The following is a 2,093-nucleotide window of genomic DNA, read 5'->3' on the forward strand; positions in this document are numbered from 1 at the left end:
TTAAGCTTTCTGCATCTACTGTGACTTTAAGATCACCCTTCTGATTAATTGTCAGCTTTCCGTCTCCGAGGCTTACTGCATAGTTCTTTGTTACATCGGTTCCGCCCGACAATATCCTGACGCTTCCGTCTTCTATTCTTACTGTCTGCTCCCCTGCGTCTGTCCTCTTACTGTTCAACAGCTTTGCGGTTACGGTATGGTCTGCCAGTATACCTTCTGTATTTTCACTATCTGCTTCCGTATAGCGGATTTCTGTTACTTCCTTCTCGCTTCCGTCATACTCGGCTGTCATAATTCCGGCTGATACAGTTACCGGACGTTTTGTTATGTTAAACTCAACCTCGGCTGTTGCTGCGTTGCTGTAATTATCATTCGTCGCCCTTACATAAACCGGATATCCGCCTTCCTGGTATTCCGTAAACTGCGGGATCGTTCCGCTCCAGTTCTCACCATCTGTTGAATACTCGATGGTCGTTCCCTTTGCGTCACTTGCTTCCGCCGCTTTGATTCCGTGGCTTTCTCCATCATATACATGGCTTAAGCTTTCTGCATCTACTGTGACTTTAAGGCCGCCTTTCCTGTTAACGGTCAGCTTTCCGTCTCCAAGGCTTACTGCATAGTTCTTTGTTACATCAGCTTCTCCTGACAGTATCCTTACGCTGTTCTCTACCACACTTACCGTCTGCTCTCCGGCTTCCGTCCTCTTATTATCTTTCAGGACTGCACTTACCTTATGATCCTTTAACGCTCCAGCTGTGTTTTCTGCGTTTGATACCGTATAAGTGATTTCTGTTACTTCCTTCTCACTTCCGTCATACTCTGTTTCCAGGATTCCCGCCGCTACTTTAATCGGGCGCTTGGTGATTCTAAAGACCACGTCTGCTTCTGCCACGTTGCTGTAGTTATCATTTTTCGCCCTTACATAAACCGGGTACCCTTCTTCACGGTATTCAATAAACTGCGGGATTGTTCCGCTCCAGTTCTCACCATCTGTTGAATACTCAATGGTTGTTCCCTTTGCATCACTTGCTTCCGCCGCTTTGATTCCGTGGCTTTCTCCATCATACACATGGCTTAAGCTTTCTGCATCTACTGTGACTTTAAGGCCGCCTTTCCTGTTAACTGTCAGCTTTCCGTCTCCAAGGCTTACTGCATAGTTCTTTGTTACATCAGCTTCTCCCGACAGTATCCTTACGCTGTTCTCTACTACACTTACCGTCTGCTCTCCGGCTTCCGTCCTCTTATTATCTTTCAGGACTGCACTTACTTTATGATCCTTTAACGCTCCGGCTGTGTTTTCTGCGTTTGATACCGTATAAGTGATTTCTGTTACTTCCTTCTCACTTCCGTCATACTCTGTTTCCAGGATTCCCGCCGCTACGTTAATCGGGCGCTTGGTGATCCTAAAGACCACGTCTGCTTCTGCCACGTTGCTGTAGTTATCATTTTTCGCCCTTACATAAACCGGGTACCCTTCTTCACGGTATTCAGTAAACTGCGGGATTGTTCCGCTCCAGCTCTCACCATCTGTTGAGTACTCAATGGTCGTTCCCTTTGTATCACTTGCTTCCGCCGCTTTGATTCCGTGGCTTTCTCCGTCGTATACATGGCTTAAGCTTTCTGCATCTACTGTGACTTTAAGACCACCCTTCTGATTAATTATCAGCTTTCCATCTCCGAGGCTTACCGCATAATTCTCCGTTACATTCTTTCTTCCTGACAGAATTGTAACGCTTCCTTCTTTGATTTTTACGATCTGGTCTCCAGCATCTGTTCTCTTATTATTCTCCAACTCAGCTTTCGCTGTATGATCCGGAAGAATCCCTCCCGTATTAGTTCCATTTGCGGGCTCTGCCTTAACTTCTGTTACTTTTTTCTCACTTCCATCATAGTCAAAAGTTGCAATTCCGGCCGATACAGTTACTGGACGTTTTGTTATGGTAAATACAACTTCTGTTTCTGCGGTATTACTGTAATTCAGATTCTTTGCCCTTACATAAACCGGATATCCGCCTTCTTTATATTCCGTAAACTGCGGGATTGTTCCGCTCCAGGTTCTGCCGTTAGTGGAATACTCAATGGTCGTTCCCTTT

1 protein-coding gene is annotated in these 2,093 nt (G+C 45.7%); it reads right to left on the bottom strand.

The features are described from left to right. On the bottom strand, nt 1-2,093 hold a 2,093-nt coding region (locus H8S75_RS32235; RefSeq protein ID WP_187024960.1), incomplete at both ends, for a hypothetical protein.

The organism is Hungatella hominis (assembly GCF_014288005.1).
Lineage (GTDB): Bacteria > Bacillota > Clostridia > Lachnospirales > Lachnospiraceae > Hungatella > Hungatella effluvii.